This is a genomic window from Ignavibacteria bacterium (genome assembly GCA_013177855.1).
Lineage (GTDB): Bacteria > Bacteroidota > Ignavibacteria > Ch128b > Ch128b > Ch128b.
In genome coordinates, this window is record JABLYA010000001.1 from 2,221,143 (window position 1) to 2,243,560 (window position 22,418).

Below are 22,418 nucleotides of genomic sequence, written 5' to 3' on the forward strand. Positions count from 1 at the left end.
AGTCTGCGATTGCATCAAAGACTGACTTTTTATTTATTAAATTTTCTATCAAAAAAACTTTTAATTAAAATTTTTTTACTAATTTGTTAATTATGAAAGGAATAGTTTGCAGGATAGAAAGTAAGGACTATTATGTCCTTTACAATGACAAAGAAATAAGATGCTCGCTTCGAGGAAAATTAAAACTTGAAGCAGAATGGAAAAAAGAAAAACTTCTTTATACTGATTTGATTGTTGTTGGTGACTATGTAGATTTTGAACTCAATGAAGATGGAACAGGTGTAATTGAAAAAATTCCCGAACGACGAAATTATCTTTCAAGAAAAGCACCTTACATTAAAGGTGTCTCTGAAAAAGGGAAAAGATTTGAACAGATTATAGCTGCAAACATTGATTATACTTTTTGTGTTGTCTCAGTTGATAAACCCAAATTCAATAATCGAGTTCTCGACAGAATGCTTGTAACTGCTGAAAGTTGTGAGACAACTCCAATTATTGTGATCAATAAATATGATTTACTGAAAAAAAAGAAAAGAGATTATTGGTATGAATTGTACACTACTCTCGGTTATAAAGTGATTAGGACTTCTGTTATTACAGGTCAGGGTATTGATGAAATTAAAGAAGTAATTAATGGTAAAACTTCAGTATTTATCGGTCATTCGGGCGTTGGAAAGTCATCAATATTGAATCAGCTTGATCCCCGTATAAATCAAAAAGTCGGCGAAGTTTCGGAAGCATGGAATAAGGGTCGACATACAACAGTCACTGCACAACTTTTCAAATTAAATGAAAATACTTTTGTTATAGATACACCAGGTGTTAGAGAAATTGAACCTTACGGATTAACAAGGGAAGATATAACTCATTACTTTAAAGAAATTTCAATAGTCGCTCGAAATTGTAAATTTAATACCTGCACCCACACTCACGAACCAGATTGTGCAGTGAAAAAAGCAGTTGAAGAAGAAATTATTCCTTACGAAAGATATGAAAGTTATCTAAGATTAGTTGAAACTCTTGATGAAGAAAAGTTTTGATTGAAAGCTGAAGTTTTATAAGGAACTCCTGGTTAAGATAAATTCAGCCATAGACTCAATTATTTGATATACAACTTTATCTGGCACACCATCAAAATGTTTTGACTGAAATCTCATATCGCATTGATCGTTCACATAATCAATCACAATAAATTTTTGTTCTTTAGTTAATGCAATTTCTGTTGAGAAGAAATCAAGATTTGTGATTTCATTAATTTTTCTGACAATATTATCCATTTCACCAAGTTTATATTTTATAAAATCTTCTTCTGTAATTTCAGAATAGATGTGAGTAAGATCGTTCCACCAGCAATGGATTATTTTACCAAAAGCGTAAAAACTTCTGAACCAGAATCTTTTACCATCAATTTCAACTGGTTCAATTTTTTCCTGGAGAAGATATTTATCATCTTCCAGATGCTGGCGGGCTTTCAAAACATCAGCAAGGGTTTCGGCTCCTTTTACAACTCCAGTTCCTCCACCTGTTGTGTTTGCTGGTTTAATGATGAAAGGTCTGCCAAGTTTTGCAAGTTGCTCAAGTGAAAGTTCAATATCTTTTTTCTCTTTATAAGGAGAAATGATTATAGTGTAAGGTGTATTAATCCCTTTTGTAATAAATTCGAGATGCATTGTAGCTTTATCAATCGCAAATTGAACATTCGAATATTGATTGATAATGTAAGTTTTATTTTCCTGCATCAATTTAGCGAGCGGTTCAAATTCTTCAGCCACATCAGATGCACGATCTAAATAAAATTTTGCATTTATTTCTTTGTTAGAAATTTTCTGAATAATCTCATTGACATTTTCATAGATAATTTTAAGGGTGGTTAAATTTTTCTCTTCAAAAATTTTGATTATAGCTTCTACAAACTCTTCGTCATATTCCCAGGTATAAGCAATTGCAAGATCAAACTTTTCCATTTTGTTTTAATTTTTTTGCAAGTTAAAAAATAAAACGAAATTGAATTTCCATAGAATTAATAAAATTTGAATTCGTAAATTTGAACAAGATAACCTCGAACAAATTAACGGTGAAAAATAATCGATGAAGAAATTTATCCTTTTGATTTCGATCTTAGCAATTGGCTGCAGTGCTTCAAAAAAAATCGATAAACAAGAAGTTTCACAAAAAGAAAAATCAATTACCCAAAACATAGTAACCATCAAAAACCTTCAGGCTAAACAGCATTTTATTCAGGGCTTAACTTACGCTTTGCAGGAATTACCAGAAAAAGCTGTACTTGAGTTTCAAGAAGCTTTAATTTTTGAGGACAATCCGAATATCAACTTTGCACTTGCACTTCAATTATATAGATTAAATAAGCTTGATCTATCCTTAAAGTATCTTGATAAAATTTTGGCTTTGCCTGATTCTCAAATTCATCCTGACTTTTTGCTTGTTTCGGCTCAAATTTATTTAACCAAACAAGACTTACAAAAGGCGACTCAAATACTTGAACGAATGATAAAAATTGATTCATCCAATATCGATGCCTTATATAACTTTGCTCAATTGATTGAATCGAAAGATAGAAATCGTGCAAAAAAAATCTATGAAAAAATTTTAGATCTCCAGCCGGAAAACAGAATTGTACTTGAAAATCTGCTTAGCATTTATTACGAAGAAAAAGATTTAGAAAAATCAGAAGAGCTTTTAAAGAAAATAATTTATAATGAGCCATCTGATGTTGAATTACGAATGAGATTAATATCTCTCTATCGTGAGATGAATAAAGACAATGAAGCAAAAAAACTTCTGGAAGACACAGCAGAAAGATTTCCCGATGAACCACTTGCCCGGTTACAATTGATTGAAGTTTTAATTGACGAAAAAAAATATGATGACGCAATTAAAACGATAGATGAAACTTTAAGTCAGAGCGAAAATGATAAGGAATTAAAAATTTCAATTTTTGACTTCGTCACTTTAAAGGCGATAAAAGATTCAGTTTTAAGAGATTATCTTAATGATTACTTCGACAAAAGAATTGCGAAGAAAGATTCAATTTCGAATGTTTATCAATATGTATTGAAGAGTATTAAGAGCAAGGATTATGGTCAAGAAAAAACTTTAGTTAATTTGAACGATGAAATAAACAGAGATGTAATTAAAAAATTTGGTATTCAATTTTTCTATGATGGTTTAAGTGAGCAGTCAATTAATTTATTGAAAAGTGTTTATGATTATTATGAAGACGAGTTTGATGTAAATGTTATCTTAGGACAGGCACATCTATCGATTGAAGACTATAATAGCGCAGTTCACTATTTACAAAAATCAGTTGATATTAATTCACAAAATCCAGATTTACTGATCGCTTTAAGTTTTGCACTTGGAAAATTAAAGAAATATGATGAGGCAATTGCGTATTCAGAACAAGCGCTTTATCTTGATAATAAAAATCATAATGCACTTGTGAATCTCGGATTACTTTTAGATGATGCTGGATATTTTGAGAAAAGTGATTCAATTTATGAAGAAGCATTAAAGTACTATCCCGATGATCCAACTTTATTAAACAATTACGCTTACAGTCTTGCAAAACGTAAAGTTAATCTTGAAAAAGCATTGATAATGTCAAAAAAATCTCTTGAGAAGGACTCGCTTGTAGACTCCTATCTTGATACACTCGGCTGGATATACTTTCAAATGGGCGAAATTAAGGAAGCCGAAAAGTATATCAAACTTGCTATTGATCAGGGTTCACCGAGTGCAGAAATACTTGAACATATGGGTGATGTTTATCTAAAGTTGAATCAAAAAGAAGAAGCAAAAGAATACTATCGAATGGCTTTAAAGATGAATCCTGATAATCAAATCCTGCAACAAAAGTTAAAAGATATTGAATGAAAGTTTTCAAAATACTTATCAATCTTATTGTATCGAGTTTGTTTTTTGTTTCGTGTACTGCTTCAAAAAAAGTTGGAAATAATGAAGTCACTTTTGAAGAAATTCTGGAGATAAATAAATCAAATTTCGAAAAGATAGTTTCATACTCGGCAAGTGGGAAAATTGAATTGAAACTTAAAAGTCTTAGGACAGATCTTCAATTCTTAATTTCGACAATAAAACCTAATCAGGTGCTAATTGATTTGTATGGATTTTTTGGAATTGATGTTGGGACTATTTATCTCAACAACGATTCAATTTTCATTTATAATGCTTTGAATGAACAAATGATACTTACAAGTTTTTCTTCTACAAAATTTAAAGAGTTAAATTCACTTGGATTGGATAAAAATTTCTTTTATGCTTTGATTTATGCCTTTATTGATCAAGAACAATTACCAGCAGATTCATCTACATTAAATAATAAAGAGGATAAATTTGAGTTGATAAAGTTTTTTAAGGATAAAAGAGTAGAGTTTGTGTACGATAAATTTTCAAAGGGATTAAATCAAATTAAAGTATTCGATGAACTTGGTGAACCAATGTTTGAAGTTAATTTTAGAAGTACCAAAGATTACGACAGCATTGTTTTTCCAACTAAAATTGAATTCATCAACTTAAAGTCAAGTGAAAGTATATCTTTATCATTTAAAGAAATTAAATTTAATCAAGAAAGTGAAATTGATTTTCAGTTACCAGAAAATGTTGAGATTTTAAAATGGTGAATATCCTTAGGATAATATTTTTCATTAGCTTTTTATTTTTATTTGCTTATTCACAAAAGTCATCCGAAATTCAGACTAAGCGTGAAGAATTAAATCGCATACGAAAAGAAATTGAGCAACTTGATAAAAAATTAAAGGAAACTATTTCAAAAGAAAAACAAAATCTAAATATAATTGATGAGTATGATAAACAGGTCAGGCTAATCCAAAACTTGATACAAAAATTATCTGAAGAAGAAAAAAGATTGAATGATGAAATTAAAATTCGTGAGAATGAGCTCTTAAATGCGGAGAAAGAGTTAAACGCACTTCGGAGTGAATATGAACTTAATATAGTCAATCTCTATAAATTTGGAAGAAAAAATCCTTTTGAGTTATTACTCACAAGTAAGTCAGTTAATCAAGCTCTTGTTCGTTATAAGTACCTTGAAAAGTTTACAGAAGATAGAAAAAGACGAATTGAGTTAATTAATAACAAATCCAAAGAAGTAGCTGAAGAGAGATCCAAGTTAATTACTGTCTTAAATGATAAAGAAAGATTGAGGAAAGAAAAATCTATCGAAGAAAATCAACTTCAAAATAAAATTAAGGAAAAAAGAAATCTCATTAGTGAATTAAGAAAAAACAAAGAAGTTTATTTGAAAGATCTGGAACGAAAAAAGCAATCAGCTCAAAAAATTGCTGCGTTAATTGATCAATTGATTGAACAAAAACGACGGGAAGAAATCGCCGCAAGAGAACGTGAACTCGAAAGAAAGAAAAAAAGGGAACAGGAATTAAAAGAAAAAAGATCATCAATTAAAGCTCCTGATTATACAAAAAAAGAAACGACAGTTGATACAAGAGAAGAAGATTCATTTTTCAATTTGCCGCAGTTTTCATCATTCTCCAAGATGAAAGGTAATCTGCCCTGGCCAGTGAATGGCAGAATCGTAAATAAATTTGGTGAACAGCGAAATCCGTATTTAAATACAGTTACATTAAATTTTGGAATTGATATAGCAACGCCTTATGGTTCTCCAGTTCGTTCAATTGCCGATGGGAAAGTATCAATAATTCACTGGCTGCCTGGCTATGGAAATATTATCATTATATCTCATTCTGAAAACTACAGAACAATTTACGCATATTTATCAGAGGTTTTGGTAAACGAAGGGGATATTGTAAAGCGTGGTGATATAATTGCAAAAAGTGGTGAAAGTTTGACTGGCGAAATGCTTCATTTAGAAATCTGGAAAGAAAGAGAAAAACAAAATCCCGAACATTGGCTGGCAAGAAGGTGAGGGAGATTTGTAAGATCATAAAAGATTATTGGGCTTCTGGTAAATACATTTTCATTTTCAATATAATTGAAAGATTAACTTTTTTTGCTTTTTATATTTCAATTGCAAGATATGTCGAACAGGGAATTTATGGATTTATTGTATCTGTATTTTCACTTACGAATATTATTGCAACTATATTTGATTTTGGTATACCATTTTATGTTCAAAGGGAAAGTGCAACTACTGAAAATACTAAGTTGGTTTTATCATATTCATTATTTATTAAAGTTATTTCAGTTATTGTTTTTTTACCCCTACCTTTTATTTATTTTATTACTAATCTTAATTATTGGAGTATAATTTTACTTATTTCTTTGATCAATTTTTTCTTGCCAGTAAATCAAGTGTTAATTTCCTATCTAAATGGTAAATATTTATTTAATGAAAATTATCAGTCGATATTGTTGGCTCGCATTCCTTATTTGCTGTTTTTAATTTTTGCAACACTTTTAAAAATTGACTTTCATTTTTCATTAATCACAATTCTTCTTTCGTTATTAATTCAAAATAAATTATTAATTCAAAAATCTGGTTTTAGTTATGTCTATTTTATAAAGTATAAGATAGATTTTAATTCAATAAAAAATATAATTAAAAGATCACTGCCTTTTGGTTTGGGGGTTGTTTTTACTATGATTTATGATCGTATTGATGTTTTATTAATTCAGAAATTTTTATCAAATGAGGCAGTTGCTATTTATTCTGCAGCTTACTCTTTATATCGAAATTCTTCGATTTTATCGGGAATTATTCTAATAAAGGCCTACACTGATAGTTCAAAATATTTTATTATTAAAAGAAAAATGGATCAGAAATTTTTATTAGATAACTTTAAAATACTTTTTTTATTATCGATTGTTTTGGTTTTGTGCTTTAATTTATTTAGCGAAATGTTAATTCGTATTTTTTTTACATCTAAATTTATTGAATCTGCTAAGATTTTGGGGGCTATTTCTTTTGCTCTTCCGTTTTTATTTTTAAATAACCTAACTGGAGTTACATTAAATTCTATGCACAAAGAAAAGATTACTATGTTCTCAACTTTTTTTGGTATGATTGTTAATATAAGCTTGAATATCTATCTTATACCGAAAGTAGGGATAATTGGTGCAGTAGTTTCGACGATATTGACGGAAATGTCAATCTTAATTTTTCAATTAATTTATTTATTAACCTTAAATAAAAGATATACTTTTAATGAATGAGAAAAAGCAAATTCTTTTAGTTGGTCGATTTAATCCTTCTGATACATTAACAGGTCCAGAAAAATATGGAAAGAGATTACTTGAATTTTTGAGCGAAAGAAATTATGATGTGGTCTTTTTAGATTTTTTCTTTAAAGACAAAAATGTGAACATATGGAAAAGATTATTCGGGGAACAAATAGTTAACGAAAGGCCTTTGGTTATCAAGTATGGAATTTTTAGAATAATTCTGTTTTTCTTCAAAACTAAGCCTTCTATTGTTCATATAATAAATCTTGAAAGTTTTCAATTTGTCATATTTTTCTTGAAATATTTTATAAATTTTAGATTATTAACAACATTTCATGGATTATTAAAAAAAGAAATAGAAGGTTCTTTTTATAAGCGTAAATTTAATGTAAAACTTAAAATCAAAATTTTAGAGTCACTGGCATTAAAATTAAGTGATAAATTAATATTTGTCTCAAAGTTATTAGAAGAAAAATTTAAAGAAGAATATAAGATAGACATAACAAGATCTGTGATTATAAGTGGTGGCATTGATGAAGAATTTTTTCAACAAGCAAAAAATAAAAATTTTAATGAACCTTATAAATTTATTTTTTATGATCCAAATCCTGAATACGTTAATCGTGGTTTCGATCAAATTTTGAAATCTTTTGAAAAAATGAAAAGTTATGATTTTGAGCTTCATGTTATTGGTAAAGGATTTAAACACGATAAATCAAATACAAAATTTAGGGTGTTTTATTATCAACCTTTTCAGAAAGCTAAATTATTAAAATTTCTAGAGGACAAACATTTTATTGTAAAGGGCAATGCTTTTGATTCATTTTCTATTTTTGTTGTTGAATGCATGGCTTCCGGAATAATTCCAATTGTACATAGAGATATAGGTATGAGTTCAATAATTGAAAATGGTATAAATGGTTTTATATACAAATTAGATAATAACGAAAGTTTAGAAATATTATTTAAGAATTTATTTCAAGGTGATTATGATTTAGAAAAAATTTCTAGTAATTGTATAAAATCAGTTGAGTCGTTAAGGTGGAGTAATATTCTGAAAAGTTATTTAAACATTTATGCAAAATAAAAAAATCAAAATCTGTCATATTGCACACAAATTAACGGGTAAATCTGATGGGGTTTTCACACATTTAAAAATGCTTTTTGAATTGTTAGATAAAAATAAATTTGAGCAAATTTTAATGTACTCTGGTAATGAACCAATTATTGATGCATATGCCAGATCTGTTGGTGTAAAAGTTTATAATATCTCCGAGCTTAATAAAAAGTTGCCAATAAAATTATTCTTTAAAATTTTTAGAATACTGAAAGAAGAAAATGTAGATATAATTCATACACATCTAGTTAAACCTTATATTTTCGCTGGATTAATTAATATAAAATTGAGGAAAAAATTAATCTTTAACTATCATGGTGTCTTTATTTTTAGTGACTTTTACAATTTGCTTGAAAAACTTTTTCTGACTCTATTACACAAAATAATTTTAAGCCGAAGAGCGGTTAATTTATGGGTATTTCCTTCTAGGTTACTTAGGGATAAATTAATTAATAATTATGGATATAGAGGGAGCACCAGAGTCTATTATAATGGTTATCCAATGCACAAGTCCACTTCTGATTATAATTTTTCAAAATTAGTAGATGAAATCAAGAAAATTCGATTTGGCTATTTTTTAGTTGGGATAATAGGACGTGTCGATACTCATAAGAGAATTGATATCGCTTTGAAAGTATTGAAAAATTTAGTTCAAAATAAACTTAATGTATTTTTTGCCATTATTGGTGATGGGGATAAAATTGAGGAAATGAAGGAAGAAACAAAAATTTTAAATATCTCTGAACGAGTAAAATTTTTTGGTTATGTACCAGATATAAAAAATTATTTTAATTATTTTGATTTAATATTAATCACATCAGAAGCAGAAGGACTTCCTTTCGTTATCTGGGAAGCGATGTATAATGGAGTACCAGTTGTTTCAAGCGATGTTGGTGGAATTAGAGAAATTCTCGAAGGTGAGAATTGTGGGATTGTTTATCCATTTAATGATCTCGAAAGATGTGTTGAGATTATTACAGATCTGTATTACAATCGTGAAAAACTTAAAATTCTCGGTGAAAATGGTCGCAAAGCAATACTTGAGAAATATAACGAGAAACAGTTTAAACAATTTTTTGAACAGTTATATATCGATTTAGCTGATGAAAAATAGAATAAATATTTTACATATCTCACCAGATTTTAACTATGTATGTGGAGTGAGTAAGTATGTCTATTTAATATTGAAGGGTTTAAAGAAATTTGAGGAGAATGGTCAATTAAGATTATTTTTTCTCACCAATGGAGGAGATGGGCTTGAGAGATTAAAAAGTGTCGGTATTGAACCAAAATTAATGTCTTTTAGAAAAGGTTTAAAAAATGTTTTTTATTTTTATAAAAATTTAAAGCAACTCGAGAAATTTTGTCGCAATAATGAAATAAATATAATTCACACACATCACAGATATCCAGAATTATTAGCTAATACATTAAAAAGCAAACTTAATATCAAAACCATTACAACCGTTCACAGTCTAGTTGATGGATATGAAAGACTGAGCTTTAAATCTGATAAAATCATAGCTGTGAGCAAAGCAGTAGAAAAAAATTTAGTTGAAAAATTTGAGGTAAGTAAGGAAAAGATAATTCAAATATATAATCCCATAGATTTTGAAGAGTATGCTCTAAATGATAATGTAATACCAGACAAATCATTAATTGGATTACCACAAAACTCTAAAGTGTTTTTATTCGTTGGTAGATGGACTAAAGTAAAAGGTGTAGATATTTTAATTAAAGCTTTTTCTGAACTTTTTAATATTCATAAAGAATTATATCTGATCTTAATTACTGATATCACTGAAAGAGAAAAGACTAGAATTCAAAGAATTTCAGAGAAGTTTCTATTTATTAAGCCAAGGCAGGATATTCATTACTTTTATAAAATTTGTGATGCTGTTATTCTTCCATCCCGTGTTGAATCTTTTCCATATGCAATGTTGGAAGCTGGTTTATATAAAAAAATATTCATAGGAGCAGACACAGGAGGAATTAAAGAATTTATAATTAATGGTTATAATGGATTTTTATTTGAGTGTTCAAACTATATTTCATTAAAAGGGACAATTAATGATGTATTAAAATTATCAGGAAAAAATAAAATTTTTATACAATCAAATCTGTATCAAAGTATTTTGAATTTATATAATGTTTCAAATTATAGTGTTGAACTTTTGAAAATCTATGATGAGCTTAATCAATAAATTAATCTTAGATAAAAATATTTTATTAAATACTTTTGTTTCAAAGCTGGATAAAAACGAAACTTTTCTATTAACATATTTTAATGCTCATTGTTTCAATTATTATTTTGAATCACAAAAGTATAAAACTTTGCTGGACAATTTTTTTACGGTTTATACTGATGGAGTAGGGGTCTGGCTTTTAATGAAAAGATTAAATAAAAAATATAAACGCTTTAATGCAACTGATGTAAATAAAGATCTTATGAATATTTTAAAAGAAAAGAAAAGATCTTTTATTTTAATTGGTGGAAATTTTGATGAAAAGCTGATATATCAAAAAGCTCAAAAGTTGGGTTTGATAATCGAAAAATATATTAATGGTTATTTAGAGGAGGGAAAAATTGTGGAAAGCATTGATAAATGTGTTTCAAATATTTTCTTTATAGGAATGGGCGTTCCTCAACAAGAAAAGCTGGCTTATAAAATAGCAGAAAAGTATCCAAGTGTAAAAGTTATTTGTGTGGGGAATTTTTTTAATTATTACTTTGGATTTCAAAAGAGGGCACCGAAGTTATTTCAAAATTTATATCTTGAATGGTTTTATCGTTTATTGTCTGAACCACGAAGATTAATAAAAAGATATACAATTGGAAATTTTAAATTTATAATTAGAGCATTATCGATTAAAGATGAATCAAAATAGAATAAAGTATAAATACACTCTTAATTTTATTTTGAAGTCGATTATTCTGGCGTTAATTATTTTTATCGTTTTGTACGAAGTGTTTTTGAAAGATTATGTTTTAAGATTTATTCAAGGAAACGATGACCTTCTTGACCAAAATTATTATTCTGATATATTTCTTTCAGGGACAATTAGTTTAATAATTATTTTATTTCTACTCACCATCGTTTTATTATTTAAATCAAAGATTAATGAATTTTTAAATAATGTAAGTCTTAAAACTTTATTAGGGTTTTGTTTGATAATGCAAATTTTATTTCAATTAATAATATTGTTCACAATTCAAACAGTTCCTATTTCTGATTCAATATTTTATATAGAGCATGCAAAGAGATTAGCAGAAACAGGTAAGTACCTTTCAAGCTCTAATAATTACACAGCATTTTGGCCCGTTGGTTTACCAGCACTCTTATCCATATTTTATTATTTTAATTTAGATGCAATCTTTTACACTAAATTAATTAATATTTTAATGTCCTTCTTTTTACTAATTATTCTGTTCAAAATCTTTCAACTTTATTTAAAAGAAAAATCTCTTAAGTATTTTTTAATATCTTGGACATTTTTCCCTAATAACTTATTTGCATCACAGGTTATCCTAACAGAACTTCCTTTCACTTTTCTTACCTGGTTAAGTATTTTTTTAGTCTTTAAAAGTAAAAGTTTCAAGAGCAACTTAAATATCTTTTTGGCTGGTTTAACTGCATCTCTTTCAACATTTTTTAGAGCTAATGGATTACTGGTTTTAATGATATTGGGTATAATATTAATATTTGAGAAAGGATTTCAATTAAAGAAAATTCTAATTCTTTTTCTTAGTTTTTTAATTCCAATATCCTTCTGGGTTTATAGAAATTATTTACATTTTGGTAGAATAGTTATTTCGTCGACAAATGGTGGCTATATTTTTTTAATGGGGAATAATCCAGCTTCCAATGGTAAAGTAAATTTTAATTTTAGCTATGATTTCTCAAATCCAAATGAAGTTGATGAGAGTAACAAGGCATACTTAAAGGGTTTTGAGTTTATTAAAACTCATCCAAAAAAATTTTTGGAAATAGGTTTTAAAAAAATATTTTATTCCTATTGGCGTGGGGATTATAACATAACATGGGCATTAAAGAATACAAAAAACTATGTTCATCCAATCATAAGAAGTACAATTTTCTTTTTAACTAATTCGTACTTTTATATTGTTATCTTGTTGAGTTTATTTGTTTTAATTACGAAAGCTAAAATTATTTTAAAAAATAAATTTAATTATCCCTTATTTGCTTTGATGTTTTTTACACTTGCGTTAATATTTATTTATGTGGGATCAGAGAGATATATTGCACCTATCTTACCAATTCACTTTTATTTAGCAAGTTTAGTATTCGATTTCGATGACTAAGATATTACTTAATTATTTTGAAAAACCTCAAAGCATAATAATTTTTATTCTTTCGTTATTGTTTTTACTAATAGGCACTGTCCTAATAAATTTTGTCTTCCAAAATGAAATTAAAATTTATGATCCTCGATATCTTCAATTAGCAAATAATCTTTACTATAAAAATTCAATTACCATTGTTTGGGGTGTTACAGATAATCCAGATAAAATAATGATTAACCCTTACAACATACAGAAAGGAATTTATAATAATTGGTTCCCAATAGGTTATGCAATCTTTATTTATCTAATTATGAATTTAAATGAAGATTATGCCTTAATTCTAACAATAGTTCAATTTTTAATCTTCTCATTTATTCCATTAATCTTTTACAATCTCTGTCTTCTTGTCTGGCGAAACGATAGAAAGAAGTTTCTTTATTCATTTTTAGCGACAATTATTTTTATATTTAATCCATATTATATGGTGTCTCCATTTTGGAAAACTGATAGTTGGTTCAACATTCTATTTACAATTTCAGGTTTTTACTTATTTCTAAAATTGCTTCAAGATCCAACATTCATAAATTCTATATTTTTAATTTTAATTTTAGGCTTAACATTCTTTTTTCGACCTATAATTACATTTAGTTTTTTAATATACTTCATAATTATGTGTTTAATAGATAGAGAGAGAAAAAATTTAAGAAAAATTCTTAGTCCAGTTATTCTTTCCTTGACAACTATCATTCTTTTGTGGGGAATTAGGAATTTCTTGTTATTTGGCGAATTTGATTTCACAAACTCAAGTTTAGGATATAACCTGTGGTTAGGTAATAATGAATACACTAATGAGTATTTAAAAAAATATTGTGGTGATGGTGGAGCTATTGAAGATTATATAATCCCAAAGTTTGATAATAAATGGAAATTTTTAAGTAATTACTCGGAGTATGAAAAACAAGATTTCTTTAAAAATCAGGCAATTCACTTTATTATAAATAACCCATTTAAAACAATTGAAAATATGTTTTTAAAACTTTTGGGTTTTTATTCTCCTTTTAGAGTAAGAAATGGACATTGGAGCGATTCTAAAATTAAAAATTTAGCTTTTATGTTACACCAGGTACCAATTATTTTACTTGCGACTATAACAATCTTTAGGTTAATATTCTTTAAATATCGAAAAGATTATTTAAAGTATTTGTTGATTTTTCTAATTTGTTTTACAGTACCTTATCTACTTTTTTTTAGTATGTACAGGTTTAGAGCTCCTATAGATTTTATCTTAATCATTTTTTTTGTAGAGGCTTTAATTTTGATAAAAAATTTAATTAAACTAAATATTCGAAAACACAATTTGTTATCAGAACATTAAAGAGATCAGTACTGACTTTAAATGACTATTTTGAATTTTTGAAAGCAATTAAATTATTCTGAGGTGGTTATGTTTCTCAAATATTTTTATTTACTGATAATAATTTTTTGCCAGTTTGTTTTCGCTTTTGATAAAATAATAAAACGCAGTGATAATGGTTTTGAAGTTAATCTACAATTTCAGATATCTGAATTTAAGAAAGCTAAAATTGGTGTTTATGATAAATTTGATTTTTTTCTTGCAGAAGATGAAAGCAAGGCGGGACTGCCAAAACTTCCTTCTAAGGTAGTTTTTATTGCAATTCCTCCGCAATCAAAAGTTAATATTCAATTAGTGGATAAAAAATATACTGAATTTGAAAATGTTCTTGTTGAATTAAATAAAAAACCTATCTTAAAAGATACATTAGTCGTATACGAAGATTTTTCTATTCAAGAGGCTAACTATTTAAGAAATTATGAATACTATCCACAGGATGAATTTGAAGTAATCGATTACATCTGGATAAGGGATTATTACTGTGCTGTTGTTCAAATAAACACTCACCGATATTCTTTTAATGAGAAACGATTAAAAATTTTAGATGAATGTAAATTAAATGTAAATTATTCAGAACAAAGTCCTTCCTTTATTAAAAGTAATAGCCAACCAGGATTTTTCGATGATATTTTGAAAGATATAATTGTAAACTTTGAAGAAGCAAAAGATTTTCGTTCGATAAATCCAACTTTGACAAAACAGGATACAACTGATTATTGGATTGATTATTCAAAAGATTACATAAAGCTTGCTATACCTGAAGACAATATTTATAGAATTACTTATAATGACCTGGTTAGTTTTGGTGTTAATCCATCCTTAATCAATCCAAGAACTTTCAAATTATTTAGAATGGGTAAAGAGATACCGATTTTTGTAAAAGGAGAAGATGATCTTCATTTTAATCAAGATGATTATATAGAGTTCTGGGCAGAAAAGAATTATTCATATCAGGATTATAGAAGAATTGTGAATTGGCGTGAAGACTATATTAACTTTATGAATAGATATAGTGATACTTCGATAGTATGGTTAACCTGGGATGGAAATTATGGAAAGAGAGTTTCATTTGATGAAATTCCATCTATTCAAGCTCAGGATACTTTATATTCTCATATTGTAAAGCAGCATTTTGAGAAGGATGTTCGTCTATGGTATTATGATGCTCTTGAACCAAGAGTTCAAATTCCAGATTGGCAGGAAAATAAAGTCTTTACCTGGCAGGTAATTGGTAATGGTGGATCGATTGCATTTAATTTTCAGGCGAGAGATTTTTTATCAAATACACCAGTCAAAGTCATTACCAGATTAATTAGTTATGCGTCAAGTGGAAATGTGAATGCTCACAAACATGGATTAAGTTTAAATAGTACAACCCCAAAGGACACCATTACTTATAATTTTAGGCAGACAGTTAATCTGGTTGGTAATTACAATTCAAACCAATTGGTTACTGGAAATAATATCATTAGAGTTTTTGGTATTCCAACTCAAGCGAGTTTTCATCAATCTTTAATAGACTGGGTTGATGTAGAGTACTATAGGAGAAACATTGTTTTTAACGATACATTATTGATATTAATTCCAGATACAGTTCAGAAAGATTTGAGAGTAATAAAGATTGAGGGTGTGACTTTCCCTGATTCAGAATTTGTGATTTATAAAGTCAGTTCTGATTACAAAAAAATTGTTAATTCCTTAACCACAGGTTCTAACTACGGAACAATTTTTTTGATAGATAGTGTCGGTGGCGGAGATAAATATTATCTAACAAGAATTAATCGTATTTCGAAACCAATTTTCAAAGAGAAGAAACAATTTGTCAATCTTCGAAATCCAAATCGGGGTGCTGATTATATTTTATTGACTACTAAAATTTTATCACAATCGAGTGAACAGTACAAAAATTTCATAAATCAGACTTATAATTTAAGAACGGAGCTTGTATTTGTTGAAGATATTTTTGATGAATTTTCATATGGTCAGGTGGAGGCAGAAGCAATAAAAAGATTTTTGATATCGGCTTATTCTAGATGGCAAGCACCTAAACCATCATATCTTACAATAATTGGTGATGCCAATTATGATTACAAGGATGTGGTTTCACCGGCACCAACACCAAGAAAGAAAAATATGGTTACTTCTTATGGAAATCCCGTTAGTGATGTATGGTATGTGATGTGGGATTCAGTTAACGTTTATATTCCACAAATGTTTGTAGGTAGAATACCGGCAATAAATGATAACCAGGTTTTAGCATATCTTTCTAAGCATCAAAAGTATATCACCAGACGATATGATGAATTCAATAAAACATTTTTGTTTTTCAGTGGTGGAGATGGAAACAATCCATCTCAAATTGAGCAAATAAAACAAACGAATGATTTTCTATACCAGAATTATGCTATATCCAGTCCACTGTTTGGTAAAGCCACACACTTTTATAAAACAGTTAATCCACCAACCAATTTTGGACCTTACACACCAGAGCAAGTTCAGAAAGCCATTGATGAAGGTGGACTATATATTTCTTACATTGGACATAGTGGAACAAGAACCTGGGATAATAGCATATCAGAAGTTGAACATTTACAAAATAAATACACAGATAGATTTCCATTAGTTACTGATTTTGGATGTTCCACTGGTAAGTTTGCTGAGCCCGAAGTAGATGCTTTCGGAGAATTATTTGTTTCCCAATCTCCTAATGGACAGGCTTTAATTTATCTTGGAAATTCAAGTTGGGGTTATCTGTCAACATCACTAAGATTTCCAAAATACTTTTATGAACAATTAACCTTTGATTCATTGAAAGGAATAGGAAGAGCTCATTTAATATCTAAAATAAGGCAATTAAATGAAACTGGGATTAGTGATGTTAATAAAGTCTTTACTTATTGTAATCTTTTATTTGGTGATCCAATAATTGGGTTAAGATTACCTGATAAGCCAAATCTTTATATTGATAATTCAAAAATTAAACTATTAACTCAAAATCCAAATGATCAAACGGATTCATTGGAATTTTTAATTCAGTCTTCAAATTTTGGGTTATTTCAAGCTGATACAATTATATTAAAAATTCAAGATTACCATCTGGATTCACTTATTTATGAAAAAAACTTATCAATCCTGACTCCTAAACTTGTTGATTCGATCATAATAAAACTACCAGTTCAAACTATCGGGGAACACAAGCTAAAAGTAATTCTGGATGCAACTAATGTATTAAATGAAATTTATGAAGATGACAATGAAGCAGAATTAAACTTTCTGATTAACTCAACATCGATTTCAGCGATTGAGAATGATAAGTTCTATAACTCAGGAAGGGATACACTTTATTTATTAAATCCACTAATCAAAAGAACTAATTTGCCAGAAAGATTATTAGTGCAAATTTCTGATAATCCTGATTTTTCAAACTATAGAGAAATTACTCAACCATTTGATACATTAATCACAAAAGTTTATTTGCATAATTTACTCCCGAATAAAAGATATTATTATAGAGTAAAGATTGACAATCCATCCGAAGCATTTTCCGAAACTTATTCTTTTAAGCAGTTTAAACCTGGTTCAAATTTTTTAATGATAGAGCCAAATACATCGCTGTATAATATTGAAGATTCAAATGTAGAATTTGATTCGGCTCAGAGTTCGTGGAAATTATCTAACCAGGAGATGAGATTGAAAATACAATCTGCGGGTACATATGATGGCTCATTCGGTTCTATTGTTTATAATTCATACGAGCAACTTCCTAATACATATTATTGGGGGATAGTTGCAGCGTTTATAGATTCAATTACTCTAAGACCTTATGGTATCAGATATTTTAATGTGCCTGATCCAGGCGTGATGGACTCACTTGCGAATTTTGTCAACTCTCTTCAACCCGGGACTTGGGTGGCAATGGCAATTTCAGCTGATGCTCAGCAAAACATTCTTGGTGGAAGAGGTAGTCGTTCCAGAAATGCAATTAAAACTCTTGGAAGTTTGTATATCGATAGTGTACAGTATAGAGAAAATTGGTGTATTCTTGGTAAAAAGGGTGCTCCAATAGGTTCAGTTCCAGAATCTTATAAAAAACATTTTCAGGGTGTTGCAACAATTGAATTATCTAAACTTGTAACTTATGATTCGGGCTATGTAGTTTTTCCGCCAATTCGAAATTCAAAGAAATGGGATTATGTAAAACTTGAAATGGAATTACCAGAAAATACATTAATTACTAGCACTCCACTTGGAATTAAAAACACAGGCGTTGTAGATACATTTTTTAATCTTCAGACGACAGGTGATTCAATAAACTTGAACGGTGTAAATGCAGATGAATATCCTTCAATCAAAATCCTTTCGAAATTTAATGCTAATTCTTTAAAAGAAAGCCCATCGATTAAGTCCCTTTCTGCATATTTTGAAGAATTACCAGAACTGGCAGTAAATTATCAAGTCGTATCAGTTGATAAGGATACAATAATTCAGGGTGAACAAATTAATTTTAAAGCTAAAATCTTTAATGCTGGAAAATCTACAGCGGATAGTTTTAAAATATTACTTGAACTGGTAAAACCTGACAATAACTTTTATGTTTTAATTGATACAATGATCTCATCATTAAGTCCCTACACTTATATTCCATTAAACTATAAATACATTAACAAAATTTATGACGGCTACGGTGAATTTGCATTTAGACTGAAAATTGATGAAGGAAATAAAATTAGAGAATACTATAAGACAAATAATATTTTTCTCCAAAACTTTTATGTGAAGAAGGATACAACAACTTCTGTTTCTGCCGCACAAGTTCTGCTAACAATTAATGGTAAAGAAATCAAAGACTGGGAATATGTTGAACCCGAAAGTAAAATTGAATTGAAAATAAATTATCCTGTTTGGTTCCCTGCACTTGATACATCAGCTGTTCAGATGTATTTAAATGGCAGTAGAATTTATAGCGAGAATTTAATTTTTGATTATGATACAATTGACCGAAAAATTTATGTCCAATACCAAACTAAACTCGAAAAAGGCGAACATAATCTTAGAGTATATTTAAAAGATGCTTTTGGTCGTATTTCTGCTCAACCTGTTATTGAAAAATATTTTAGAGTAACTTCAAATCTTGAGTTGCAAAGAGTTTATAATTATCCAAATCCATTCTCAAACGGAACTCACTTTACTTTCATCTTAACTCAAGTCCCTGATGAAGTGCAAATTAAAATTTATACAATTGCTGGGAGGTTAATTAAGGAAATTAAGTTATCACAGGCAGAATTATCAACTAATTTTAATAAAGTTTTCTGGGATGGAAGAGATGCCGATGGCGATTTAGTGGGTAATGGTGTTTATCTCTATAAAATAATTGCTAAAAAAGGAGACCAAGTTCAAACTACAATTCAAAAATTGGCGGTTGTGAGATGAAAAATTTTTTAATCAATGTTTTTTTGCTCATAATAATTTTAGCTACATCAATTTTTGGTCAAAAATTTAATGATCAAGATATTTTACCAATCGAGCTGCTTTACTTCGAAGGCTTTGCTTTATCGAACGGGATTTTATTAAGATGGGGCACTGCCACTGAGGTCAATAACTTTGGTTTTGAGGTTCAGAGAGCTGATACTTCAAAATTTTTTGAGTATGTTGATTTTGTTCCAGGCAGCGGCAATTCAAATTCGCCCAAACATTATTTTCTTGTTGACTCGACTTTACCAGGTATGGGTTTATATTTTTACAGATTAAAACAAATTGATACCGATGGCTCTTATCATTTTTCAGATACTATTCAGGTCTATTATAATCCTTTAAGTGTTGAAAATGTAAATTCAAATTCACCGAGTATTTTTTTTGTTAAAAACGATTACGCATCGAAAGATCTTGAAATTGAAATTGATGATAAAATACTTCATTCCAGTATTGAAATTGAAATTTATTCTATCTTAGGACAGCGGATTTATAAAAGTACATTTGAACCTTTCACTAACAAAATAAAGATTAGCTATTCAAATTTTTCCAGTGGTGTTTATATCCTTGCAATTAAATCGCCACAAAAAGATTTCTTGATTTCTAAATTTATTGTTGCACATTAATTTAATTTCATTAAGCATTTTTTTAGTTTAGAAAAAAAATAAGGAGTAAATATGCGAAATATTTTTACTTTGGTTTTCTTTTTACTACTCCCTTTTTATTTATTTTCTCAATCCCTTCGTGATTTGAAGGATCCAAATCAATTTGCTGGTGGATTAGGATTAACCTGGGTTAATGGAGAGCCTTATTATCTTTTTAATGTTTCACCAGACCTGTCGTTTGGTAAATTTGGTGTGGGATTAGATGTTAATCTCCGTATCGACCGAAATGGAAATTTAAGGAAAGAAGATTTTAACACTACATCAGATATTTTAAGTTTAATTAAGTATGTAAGATATGGACATAAGCGAGATCCATTTTACATAAGAGTTGGTGGATTAGATCGTGCAATTTTAGGTCAGGGGAATATTGTTTATTACTATAATAATCGTGCTTCTTATGATAATAGAAAAATAGGCGTTGAGCTTGATATTGATTTCGGAAAATTTGGTTTTGAATCTGTTTATGGTGATTTAAGTGGTAAAGGTTTGTTTGGAATCCGTACTTATACGAGGCCTTTACAATTCACTGATTTGAGAAATGTACCAATAATTGGAAAGCTCGAAATTGGTGGAACCTATGCGACCGATTTAAATAATTATGCAGGCGTTACAAATGCAATGATTGATCCAACAACAAAGAACTTAAAGATTTTAAGTGATGAGGGGAATATCTCAATTGTTGGTTTAGACGCTTTGTTACCAATATTCAAATCCAAAATTTTAAATATTGATTTATACTCGAACTTCACAAAGATTTTAAAGTTTGGTTCTGGTGCAACAATTGGAGCTGGTTTTTCTTTCAATGGACTTGGACTTGTAAATGTTGATTTAAAATTTGAAAGATGGTTCAATGGTGATGAATTTATACCAAGATATTTTAATCAATTATATGAAGTTAATAGGTTAAGGGTTGATTCAGTGAATGGTTTTCTGGGAAGCCGTGCAAGTGAATTGAAAAACGCTCGGTCTTTAGGTAATTCCTATTTTGGTGAGTTATTGATTGATGTTTTAAACTTTGTTCAGTTATATGGTTCATATTCGAGATATGATAAAATTTCTAATTCAGGAATTTTAAGACTTGAAACCGATTTATCACCAAAAAACGCAAGCTTTGTGTTTAGAGCATATTATGATAAGGTAGGGATTCAAGATGAAAAAGATATCTTTACACTTGATGAAAGATCAATCTTGACTGCTGAACTCGGATACAAACCACTCTCATATTTACTTGTATCATTTTTATATCAATGGACATTTGCACCAGAATATGATCAATCTGATAAAGTAATTGGCTACAAAACTCAAAAAAGAATTGAACCGAGAGTTTCATTGATTTTCCCACTTGGATTTGGCGGGAAAAAGTAATTTTAAGTTATTGTTGTTGATTTAGATTTGATGTAAATAAATTAAAAAATTGATCATCACCCTGAGATTCATCCTCAGGGTGATTTTTTATTTTAATTTCAAAGCAAAATTATATAGATATTAAGATTAAGAAGTTTCGAAGATTTGGGATTAAGTGATAGAGTTAATTTCCCAGATTAAAAACTTTATTAGTGGCTTTAATATTAAAAACTAATAATCAATTAGATGTTTTATATTCTTTCAATCAACCAATTCTTGAAGTCATTCACTGTTTCAAAGTAGAGTGGATTAAGTTTTATAACTTCTTCTCTTGCATATGAGTCCCAAACGACTGATGCGATATCAATTCCAGCTTCTTTTGCTGCAATTATATCAGCTAGAGAGTCACCAACCATTAAAACTTCATTCTTATTTAGATTATAAGTTTCTAAAAACTTAAAAATTCCTTCTGGAGAAGGTTTATGATTAATCACATCATCTCCTGTAACAATCAAATCAAAGAAATCTTTAATTCCTAAAATTTCTAATGTAATCTCTGTTGTCTTTCTTCCTTTACCAGTAAAAATTGAAATGAGAATTTTTCTTTTCTTAAGTTCTTCAAGGATATCAACAATACCAGGATAAAGATCAGCCATTCTTGGATGATTTTCCCTATAAAATCTATAATATTCATCATAAACTTCTTTGAACTTATCACCATTAAACTTTTCCCTTAATATAACATCTTCAGTAGGACCAAACATTGATATAATTTCTTCATCAGAGTAAGTTCTACCTTCATATTTTTGAGCGATATGATTAAAGGTAGCGAAAATCAATTCATTCGTTGATGTGAGTGTTCCGTCTATGTCAAAAATTATTCCTTTGTATTTTTTCGTTTCCATA

At 28.7% G+C, this 22,418-nt stretch carries 16 protein-coding genes; 14 read left to right on the forward strand and 2 right to left on the reverse strand.

Features of this window, described 5'->3' with window-relative positions; translation table 11 throughout:
* Window positions 1–92: 92 nt before the first annotated feature.
* On the forward strand, window positions 93–1,040 hold the full coding sequence (rsgA, locus tag HPY57_09295; GenBank protein NPV11970.1) for a ribosome small subunit-dependent GTPase A: 948 nt from the start codon (window positions 93–95) through the stop codon (window positions 1,038–1,040).
* A gap of 15 nt (window positions 1,041–1,055) precedes the next feature.
* Here rsgA and HPY57_09300 read toward each other — a convergent pair whose 3' ends face one another.
* Window positions 1,056–1,964, reverse strand: coding sequence for a hypothetical protein (locus HPY57_09300; GenBank protein ID NPV11971.1), 909 nt, complete (start codon window positions 1,962–1,964; stop codon window positions 1,056–1,058).
* A gap of 124 nt (window positions 1,965–2,088) precedes the next feature.
* On the opposite strand from HPY57_09300, the gene HPY57_09305 reads away from it, so the two are divergent.
* The 13 genes from HPY57_09305 to HPY57_09365 all read left to right on the forward strand — a co-directional run bounded on the left by HPY57_09305 (window position 2,089) and on the right by HPY57_09365 (window position 21,533).
* A complete protein-coding gene (locus tag HPY57_09305; protein ID NPV11972.1) occupies window positions 2,089–3,894 on the forward strand; it encodes a tetratricopeptide repeat protein in 1,806 nt (601 codons plus the stop codon).
* Window positions 3,891–4,658: a DUF4292 domain-containing protein gene (locus tag HPY57_09310; GenBank protein NPV11973.1), complete on the forward strand. Its 768-nt coding sequence runs from the start codon at window positions 3,891–3,893 to the stop codon at window positions 4,656–4,658. Before HPY57_09305 ends, HPY57_09310 begins: the two co-directional genes overlap by 4 nt.
* The gene (locus HPY57_09315; protein ID NPV11974.1) at window positions 4,652–5,941 is read left to right on the forward strand and encodes a peptidoglycan DD-metalloendopeptidase family protein; all 1,290 of its coding nucleotides are present in this window, start codon (window positions 4,652–4,654) and stop codon (window positions 5,939–5,941) included. The genes HPY57_09310 and HPY57_09315 overlap by 7 nt, the downstream gene beginning before the upstream one ends.
* Window positions 5,923–7,188, forward strand: a complete 1,266-nt coding sequence (locus HPY57_09320) for an oligosaccharide flippase family protein (GenBank protein ID NPV11975.1) — start codon at window positions 5,923–5,925, stop codon at window positions 7,186–7,188. Before HPY57_09315 ends, HPY57_09320 begins: the two co-directional genes overlap by 19 nt.
* The gene (locus HPY57_09325; protein NPV11976.1) at window positions 7,181–8,284 is read left to right on the forward strand and encodes a glycosyltransferase family 4 protein; all 1,104 of its coding nucleotides are present in this window, start codon (window positions 7,181–7,183) and stop codon (window positions 8,282–8,284) included. Before HPY57_09320 ends, HPY57_09325 begins: the two co-directional genes overlap by 8 nt.
* Window positions 8,274–9,428 carry a glycosyltransferase gene (locus tag HPY57_09330; protein NPV11977.1) on the forward strand — a complete coding sequence of 385 codons (1,155 nt, stop codon included), beginning with the start codon at window positions 8,274–8,276 and terminating at the stop codon, window positions 9,426–9,428. The genes HPY57_09325 and HPY57_09330 overlap by 11 nt, the downstream gene beginning before the upstream one ends.
* Complete coding sequence (locus HPY57_09335; protein ID NPV11978.1) at window positions 9,418–10,518, forward strand: glycosyltransferase family 4 protein; 1,101 nt, start codon at window positions 9,418–9,420, stop codon at window positions 10,516–10,518. The genes HPY57_09330 and HPY57_09335 overlap by 11 nt, the downstream gene beginning before the upstream one ends.
* A complete protein-coding gene (locus tag HPY57_09340; protein ID NPV11979.1) occupies window positions 10,499–11,203 on the forward strand; it encodes a WecB/TagA/CpsF family glycosyltransferase in 705 nt (234 codons plus the stop codon). The genes HPY57_09335 and HPY57_09340 overlap by 20 nt, the downstream gene beginning before the upstream one ends.
* The gene (locus HPY57_09345; GenBank protein ID NPV11980.1) at window positions 11,190–12,638 is read left to right on the forward strand and encodes a hypothetical protein; all 1,449 of its coding nucleotides are present in this window, start codon (window positions 11,190–11,192) and stop codon (window positions 12,636–12,638) included. Before HPY57_09340 ends, HPY57_09345 begins: the two co-directional genes overlap by 14 nt.
* Window positions 12,631–13,995: a hypothetical protein gene (locus HPY57_09350; GenBank protein NPV11981.1), complete on the forward strand. Its 1,365-nt coding sequence runs from the start codon at window positions 12,631–12,633 to the stop codon at window positions 13,993–13,995. The genes HPY57_09345 and HPY57_09350 overlap by 8 nt, the downstream gene beginning before the upstream one ends.
* Before the next feature lie 69 nt (window positions 13,996–14,064).
* Window positions 14,065–19,464, forward strand: a complete 5,400-nt coding sequence (locus HPY57_09355) for a T9SS type A sorting domain-containing protein (protein NPV11982.1) — start codon at window positions 14,065–14,067, stop codon at window positions 19,462–19,464.
* A complete protein-coding gene (locus HPY57_09360) occupies window positions 19,461–20,129 on the forward strand; it encodes a T9SS type A sorting domain-containing protein (GenBank protein ID NPV11983.1) in 669 nt (222 codons plus the stop codon). The genes HPY57_09355 and HPY57_09360 overlap by 4 nt, the downstream gene beginning before the upstream one ends.
* 51 nt (window positions 20,130–20,180) lie before the next feature.
* Window positions 20,181–21,533 (forward strand): hypothetical protein, encoded by a 1,353-nt coding sequence (locus tag HPY57_09365; protein NPV11984.1) that lies wholly within the window; start codon window positions 20,181–20,183, stop codon window positions 21,531–21,533.
* 230 nt (window positions 21,534–21,763) lie between these two features.
* Here HPY57_09365 and HPY57_09370 read toward each other — a convergent pair whose 3' ends face one another.
* Window positions 21,764–22,417, reverse strand: coding sequence for an HAD family hydrolase (locus HPY57_09370; GenBank protein NPV11985.1), 654 nt, complete (start codon window positions 22,415–22,417; stop codon window positions 21,764–21,766).
* Between the last annotated feature and the right edge of the window lies 1 nt (window position 22,418).

Bases quoted from the DNA above. Each gene is read 5' to 3' on its own strand.
- rsgA (NPV11970.1), top strand. From the start codon at position 93: ATGAAAGGAATAGTTTGCAGGATAGAAAGTAAGGACTATTATGTCCTT.
- HPY57_09300 (NPV11971.1), bottom strand. From the start codon at position 1,964: ATGGAAAAGTTTGATCTTGCAATTGCTTATACCTGGGAATATGACGAA.
- HPY57_09305 (NPV11972.1), top strand. From the start codon at position 2,089: ATGAAGAAATTTATCCTTTTGATTTCGATCTTAGCAATTGGCTGCAGT.
- HPY57_09310 (NPV11973.1), top strand. From the start codon at position 3,891: ATGAAAGTTTTCAAAATACTTATCAATCTTATTGTATCGAGTTTGTTT.
- HPY57_09315 (NPV11974.1), top strand. From the start codon at position 4,652: ATGGTGAATATCCTTAGGATAATATTTTTCATTAGCTTTTTATTTTTA.
- HPY57_09325 (NPV11976.1), top strand. From the start codon at position 7,181: ATGAATGAGAAAAAGCAAATTCTTTTAGTTGGTCGATTTAATCCTTCT.
- HPY57_09330 (NPV11977.1), top strand. From the start codon at position 8,274: ATGCAAAATAAAAAAATCAAAATCTGTCATATTGCACACAAATTAACG.
- HPY57_09335 (NPV11978.1), top strand. From the start codon at position 9,418: ATGAAAAATAGAATAAATATTTTACATATCTCACCAGATTTTAACTAT.
- HPY57_09340 (NPV11979.1), top strand. From the start codon at position 10,499: ATGATGAGCTTAATCAATAAATTAATCTTAGATAAAAATATTTTATTA.
- HPY57_09345 (NPV11980.1), top strand. From the start codon at position 11,190: ATGAATCAAAATAGAATAAAGTATAAATACACTCTTAATTTTATTTTG.
- HPY57_09350 (NPV11981.1), top strand. From the start codon at position 12,631: ATGACTAAGATATTACTTAATTATTTTGAAAAACCTCAAAGCATAATA.
- HPY57_09355 (NPV11982.1), top strand. From the start codon at position 14,065: ATGTTTCTCAAATATTTTTATTTACTGATAATAATTTTTTGCCAGTTT.
- HPY57_09360 (NPV11983.1), top strand. From the start codon at position 19,461: ATGAAAAATTTTTTAATCAATGTTTTTTTGCTCATAATAATTTTAGCT.
- HPY57_09365 (NPV11984.1), top strand. From the start codon at position 20,181: ATGCGAAATATTTTTACTTTGGTTTTCTTTTTACTACTCCCTTTTTAT.
- HPY57_09370 (NPV11985.1), bottom strand. From the start codon at position 22,417: ATGGAAACGAAAAAATACAAAGGAATAATTTTTGACATAGACGGAACA.